Source organism: Curtobacterium sp. B18 (genome assembly GCF_000333375.1).
Lineage (GTDB): Bacteria > Actinomycetota > Actinomycetes > Actinomycetales > Microbacteriaceae > Curtobacterium.
In genome coordinates this window covers 1-6,009 of record NZ_BACZ01000226.1, presented here as the reverse complement: position 1 = coordinate 6,009, position 6,009 = coordinate 1, and the positions used below count along the sequence as shown (strand labels likewise).

Here is a 6,009-nt window from a genome sequence, read left to right as displayed (position 1 = left end):
GGGCCCTGCAGCACGTTGCCCTCGCGAACGATCCGACAGGTGGATCAGGCACCTGCCGAACCGAGGTTCTGGATGAAGAATATCAGCAGGTCGGCGGGTGTGCAAGCCGGCGGGGTCGATCTGCCAGAATCGACGCATGGCTCCGACCGTGACGGCTCCCCGTGGCATGCGTGACTTCCTCCCGGCAGACAAGGCCCGGCGCGAGCACGTCCTCGGGGTCATCCGGGGTGTCTACGCGCACCACGGCTTCGACGAGATCGAGACCCCGGTGGTCGAGGACGCTGCACGGCTGCACTCGGGCCTCGGCGGCGACAACGAGAAGCTCGCGTTCGCCGTCATGAAGCGCGGGCTCTCCACCGAGGACCTCCAGGCCGCCGGATCACCGCTCGACCTCGCCGACCTCGGCCTGCGGTTCGACCTCACCGTGCCCCTCGCCCGCTTCTACGCGACGCACCGCGCCGAGCTGCCGTCCGTGTTCCGGTCGGTGCAGATCGCTCCGGTCTGGCGTGCGGAGCGGCCGCAGAAGGGGCGCTACCGGCAGTTCGTGCAGTGCGACATCGACATCCTCGGCGAGCCGGGGCAGCTCGCCGAGATCGAGCTCATCCGGGCGACGACGGCGGCCCTCGACGCGCTCGGCGTCGAGGGCACCACGATCCGGATCAACGACCGACGGATCCTCCTGGCGCTCCTCGGCTCGTGGGGAGTCACCGACCCGGCCGTCGCCGACCGCGCGCTCATCACGATCGACAAGCTCGACAAGATCGGGCCGGACGGTGTGGCGGCGGAACTCCGCGAGACCGTCGGCGTCGACCTGCCCGGGCTCGAGGACACCATCCGCACGCTCGAGACCGCCGACTGGGACGCGGTCGACGGCGCACCGTGGCTGGACGCCGAGGCGTTCGGTGACCTGCAGCAGCTCCGTTCCGCGCTCCCGGGCGTCCACCTGCGCTTCGACCCGACGCTGGTGCGGGGCATGGGCTACTACACCGGCACCATCTTCGAGGTCGCGCACCCCGACTTCGGCTACAGCCTCGGCGGCGGCGGTCGCTACGACGGCATGATCGGCCGGTTCCTCGGGCAGGACGTCCCGGCGGTCGGGTTCTCGCTCGGCTTCGAGCGGCTCGTCGACCTCGTGACCCTCCCCGAGTCGGCCGAGTCCGACGCGGTCGTGCTGGTGTACGACAAGGACGTCGACCCGGTGCGGCTCGCGGCGCTCAAGGCCGAGGCGCTCGCGGGGCACCGTCGTGTCCGGCTCGAACGACGCACGAAGAACATGAAGAACCTGCTCGCCGGTCTCGTCGCGCAGGGGTTCGACGCCTTCGCCACCGTGGGGGTGGACACGCACACGCTCGAGGGTGTGGAGTTCCGTCCCCTGGCGTGAGTTCTCCACCGTCGCCCGTCATGCACGCCTCGTGTTCACCTGCGCCTCGCTAGGATCGACTCCGCAATCACCACAACCGAACGTGTAGGGAGTACCCCGTGGCCCAGATCGATGCCGTAGGCGCACGCGAAGTCCTCGATTCCCGAGGCAACCCGACGGTCGAGGTCGAGGTCCTCCTCGACGACGGCGTCGTCTCGCGCGCGCTCGTCCCGTCCGGTGCCTCCACCGGCGCGTTCGAGGCGTACGAGCTCCGCGACGGAGACGCTTCCCGCTACGGCGGCAAGGGCGTCCTCAAGGCGGTCGACGCAGTCCTCGACGAGATCGGTCCGGCGCTCGAGGGCTTCGACGCCACTGACCAGCGCCTCGTCGACGCCGCGCTCATCGAGCTCGACGGCACCGAGAACAAGTCGCGCCTCGGTGCGAACGCGATCCTCGGCGCCTCGCTCGCGGTGGCTCGTGCTGCTGCCGACTCGGCCGACCTGCCGCTGTTCCGCTACCTCGGCGGCCCGAACGCGCACACGCTGCCGGTCCCGCTCATGAACGTCGTCAACGGTGGCGCCCACGCCGACACCAACGTCGACATCCAGGAGTTCTTCCTCGTGCCCTACGGCGCCGAGTCGTTCTCCGAAGCGCTCCGCTGGGGCGTCGAGACCTACCACGCGCTCAAGGGCGAACTGAAGAAGCAGGGCCTCGCGACCGGCCTCGGCGACGAGGGCGGCTTCGCGCCGGAGCTCGCGTCCAACCGCGCGGCGCTCGACTTCCTGCTCGCCGCGATCGAGAAGGCCGGCTTCACCCCGGGCAAGGACATCGCGCTCGGCCTCGACGTCGCCTCGACCGAGTTCTTCCACGACGGCAAGTACGCGTTCGAGGGCAAGCAGCTCTCGGGCGAGGAGTTCACCGCGTACTTCGCCGACCTCGTCCGCGACTACCCGCTCGCGACGATCGAGGACCCGCTGGCCGAGGACGACTGGGCCGGCTGGAGCCACCTGACCGCCGAGCTCGGCGACAAGGTGCAGATCGTCGGCGACGACCTGTTCGTCACGAACCCGAAGCGTCTGCAGCGGGGCATCGACGAGAAGGCCGCCAACTCGATCCTCGTCAAGGTGAACCAGATCGGCACCCTGACCGAGACGCTCGACGCCGTGTCCCTCGCGCACCGTCACGGGCTCACCTCGATCCTCTCGCACCGTTCGGGCGAGACCGAGGACACGACGATCGCGGACATCGCGGTCGCGGTCGACGGCGGCCAGATCAAGACCGGCGCCCCGGCTCGTTCGGACCGCGTCGCGAAGTACAACCAGCTGCTCCGCATCGAGGAAGAGCTCGGCGATGCGGCGGTCTACGCCGGCCGCTCGGCGTTCCCGCGTTCGGCCGCGCTGTAACCAGCGTCCCCACGAGACGCCGTCCTCCCCTCGGGGAGGGCGGCGTCTCGTCGTCCGGCCGCCGAGGTCGCACGACGTGCCGGGCGCTGACTGCCGAGGTCGCACGACCTGCCGCCTCTGCCGGACGTACGCGACCGATCGTGCGACCTCGGCCGGACGCGGGCGGCCGATCGTGCGACGTCGACGGCTCGCCCGGGGCGAGTACGCGGTGGACGCGACCGGGCGCCGGGCGTACGCGGCGGGGCGGGGCCGAGCCGCGCCTCCTGGCCCGCGGGCTGGGAGGGCACCGAACGGCCGCGTGCCGACCGCGCCCCACGCCGCCGGCGGGTTATCGTCGGAGCGTGCCCAGCCAGAAGCCCCGTGTCCGCCGCGTACCCGTGGCGCTGCCCGAGGGCGGCGCGTCCGAGCAGCCGTGGTACCGCTCGATCCGGTTCTCCGGGTTCAGCCTGCTCATGCTCGCGATCATCGTGCTCTTCGTCGTCGTGCTCGCGCCGTCGCTGCGGACACTGATCCAGCAGCAGGAGCAGATCGCCCAGCAGCAGCGCGAGGTCGCGAGCCAGAAGGCCGACGTCACCCAGAAGAAGAAGGACGTCGCGCGCTGGGACGACCCCGCGTACATCGAGGCGCAGGCTCGGGACCGGCTCCTCTACGTGTACCCGGGCGAGGAAAGTTACCTCGTGATGGGCAACCAGGACCAGAAGGACGACGGGCGCCCGACGACCGACTCCGGGACCCCCGTGAGCTCCACCGTGCAGACGCCCAAGGTCGACTGGCTGCAGGCGATGCTGTCGTCGGTGCTGACCTCCGGGCTCACCGACGAGACCACGCAGCAGCTCGTCGCACCGGACGTCTCCGGCACCGGCGACACGAAGTAGGACGACGCGCGGGACTCCGGTAGGCTCACGTTCCCGTGACGACCCCTCCCTTCGACCCGCCCTCCGACCGCGACGTCCAGGTCGTGTCGGCGCAGCTCGGCCGACCGGCTCGTGACGTCATCGGGATCGCGGCACGCTGCGTCTGTGGGAACCCCACGGTCGTCTCCACGAAGCCCCGTCTGTCGAACGGCACCCCGTTCCCGACGTTCTACTACCTGTGCCACCCCGCGGCCACCGCTGCGGTCAGCACCCTCGAGGCGAACCAGGTGATGCCGGAGCTGGCAGCCCTGCTCGAGGACGACACCACCGCGGCCGCGTACCTCGCGGCGCACGAGTCCTACCTGGCCGATCGCGAGTCGATCGAGCACGTCGACGAGATCGACGGCATCAGCGCCGGTGGCATGCCCACCCGCGTGAAGTGCCTGCACGCCCTCGTCGGCCACGCCCTCGCCGCCGGACCCGGCGTCAACCCCATCGGCGACCTCGCGCTCGAGCGCGCGGACTGGTCGCCCTCCCGGTGCGAGTGCCGGGCGTATGATGGCGGTGCAGACGCTGGAGTCGGGGCGGGTGGCGGCGAAGTCTGACTCGACTCCCCGAACCCCCATCCAAGGAGATCATCCCCCGTGCCCAAGATCCTCGTCGTCGGCGGCGGTTACGCCGGTTTCTACACCGCCTGGAAGCTCGAGAAGCACCTTCGTCAGGGCGAAGCCGAGGTCGTGATGGTGGACCCGCTGCCGTACATGACCTACCAGCCGTTCCTGCCCGAGGTCGCCGCCGGCTCGATCGAGCCGCGCCACGCGGTCGTCTCGCACCGTCGTCACCTCAAGAAGACGCGCGTGGTCACCGCGAAGGTCACGAACGTCGACCACGCGAACAAGACGGCGACGATCACCCCGGCCGAGGGCGATGCCTGGGAAGAGTCGTACGACCAGATCGTCATGACCGCCGGTGCGGTCTCGCGCACCTTCCCGATCCCGGGTGTCGCCGACGAGGCGATCGGTCTCAAGACCATCGAAGAGGCCGCGGCGATCCGCGACAAGATCCTCACGAACTTCCACAAGGCCGCGACCCTGCCGGCCGGCCCGGAGCGCGACCGTCTGCTGACCGTCGTGGTCGTCGGTGGCGGCTTCGCCGGCATCGAGGTGTTCGCCGAGCTCCGCTCGTTCGCGTCCGACCTGCTCAAGAGCTACCCCGAGCTGTCCTTCGACGACACCCACTTCCACCTCGTCGAGGCGATGGGCCGCATCATGCCCGAGGTCTCGCTCGAGACGTCGCACTGGGTGCTCGAGAACCTCGCGCAGCGCGGTGCCACGGTGCACCTCGAGACCCAGCTGGCCTCGGCGGTCGGCGGTGTCTGCGAGCTCAAGACGAACGACGGTGCGATCGAGAAGATCGAGTCCGACCTCATCATCTGGACCGCCGGCGTCATGGCGAACCCGATGGTCAAGGGCACCGACCTCCCGCTCGAGCAGCGTGGCCGCATCCGCGTGCAGCCCGACCTGCGCGTGGTCGACGACAACGGCGTGATCGCCGACGCGTGGGCCTGTGGTGACGTCGCGGCCGTGCCGGACCTCACCGGTGGTGGCGTGGGCGGCTTCTGCGTGCCGAACGCCCAGCACGCCGTCCGCCAGGCGAAGCAGCTCGCGAAGAACCTCGTCGCGACGATGCGTGGCGAGGCGACGACCGACTACAAGCACGAGAACCTCGGCGCCGTCGCAGGCCTCGGTCTCGGCATCGGCGTGTTCCAGTCCGGCAAGTTCGCGATGAAGGGCTTCCTCGCCTGGGGCGCCCACCGCGGCTACCACGGTCTGGCGATGCCGTCGTGGGAGCGCAAGTGGCGCGTCATCGGCGACTGGGTGGGCGGCTTCTTCCTCGGCCGCGACATCGCGTCGCTCGACGACCGTGAGACCCCGCGCGCGGCGTTCGAGGCGTTCGCGTCGCGCCCGAAGCCCGCGGCCGAGTCCCCGGCGGCTCCGATCGAGGCGTCGAAGCCGACCACCGCTCCGGAAGAGGGCAAGCCCGCCGGTGCGGCCGGCCCCGCGTACGGTGAGCCGGCGAAGGACGTCTCGAACGACGCCGAGCCGGTGAAGGCCGAGGCGGACGCCAAGTAGCGACACGCACGACGACCGAGGCGGTCACCCTGACGGGTGGCCGCCTCGTCTTCGTCGGTAGGCTGTTGCGGCCCGCCCCCGTGGCCCAACCGGTAGAGGCACGCGACTTAAAATCGCCGAGTTGTGGGTTCGAGTCCCACCGGGGTACGCGCCGCGCCGGTCGCCGCGCCGGTCCGCCGCGCCGGGTCCCCGCGCCGGTCCGCCGCGCCGGCGCGCCCGTCCGGCGCGCCGCCGAGACTTCGGCCAGGCGGACAGTTTCC

5 protein-coding genes and 1 tRNA gene are annotated in these 6,009 nt (G+C 70.7%); all 6 read left to right on the top strand.

The window, feature by feature from the left end:
• The first annotated feature begins 136 nt into the window (after positions 1-136).
• Positions 137-1,381, top strand: a complete 1,245-nt coding sequence (gene hisS, locus I5E_RS06040) for a histidine--tRNA ligase (protein WP_022906200.1) — start codon at positions 137-139, stop codon at positions 1,379-1,381.
• A 98-nt stretch (positions 1,382-1,479) separates the two neighbouring features.
• Positions 1,480-2,763, top strand: a complete 1,284-nt coding sequence (gene eno, locus I5E_RS06035; RefSeq protein WP_022906199.1) for a phosphopyruvate hydratase — start codon at positions 1,480-1,482, stop codon at positions 2,761-2,763.
• Between the two features lie 341 nt (positions 2,764-3,104).
• Positions 3,105-3,638: an FtsB family cell division protein gene (locus tag I5E_RS06030; protein WP_031261700.1), complete on the top strand. Its 534-nt coding sequence runs from the start codon at positions 3,105-3,107 to the stop codon at positions 3,636-3,638.
• A gap of 35 nt (positions 3,639-3,673) precedes the next feature.
• A complete protein-coding gene (locus I5E_RS06025) occupies positions 3,674-4,222 on the top strand; it encodes a DUF501 domain-containing protein (protein WP_022906197.1) in 549 nt (182 codons plus the stop codon).
• 39 nt (positions 4,223-4,261) lie between these two features.
• Positions 4,262-5,749: an NAD(P)/FAD-dependent oxidoreductase gene (locus I5E_RS06020; RefSeq protein WP_022906196.1), complete on the top strand. Its 1,488-nt coding sequence runs from the start codon at positions 4,262-4,264 to the stop codon at positions 5,747-5,749.
• A gap of 73 nt (positions 5,750-5,822) precedes the next feature.
• Positions 5,823-5,897: transfer RNA gene (locus tag I5E_RS06015), tRNA-Leu, on the top strand.
• The last annotated feature ends 112 nt before the right edge of the window (positions 5,898-6,009 follow it).

Coding starts and splice junctions, on each gene's coding strand:
- hisS (WP_022906200.1), top strand. CDS start 137: ATGGCTCCGACCGTGACGGCTCCCCGTGGCATGCGTGACTTCCTCCCG.